Here is a 309-nt window from a genome sequence, read left to right on the forward strand (position 1 = left end):
CACCATGCCAGATTGCAATTTTTCTCGGCGTTTTCCGTTTAGGCTTTTCAGTCCACATTGATTTACCGAGCTTTTGGACTTCTGCAACTATTTCTTTGTCTTCTTGCCAATTCTCAGAATGTGTCAGTTCGATGATTCGTTTCATTGCTGCTTTCTTATCCACGATCATTCCTCCAATCTACGAATTTCCCTTCTTAAATTCTCTATGTGCAAATCGATTGCCTTTCTCGCCGTTTCATTGACCATCACTGCCTTTGTCCGCTCCAGATCGTCAATTTCACGTTGAATGCTTCGAATACGCATTTGAAT

At 41.4% G+C, this 309-nt stretch carries 1 protein-coding gene; it reads right to left on the reverse strand.

Annotated elements, in window-relative coordinates; genetic code table 11:
* Positions 1 to 165 precede the first annotated feature (165 nt).
* On the reverse strand, positions 166 to 309 hold a 144-nt coding region (locus HMPREF2731_RS09345; protein ID WP_070872863.1), incomplete at its 5' end, for an antitoxin.

It is taken from the genome of Enterococcus sp. HMSC072F02, assembly GCF_001837725.1.
In the GTDB taxonomy this organism is placed as follows: Bacteria; Bacillota; Bacilli; order Lactobacillales; family Enterococcaceae; genus Enterococcus_B; species Enterococcus_B lactis.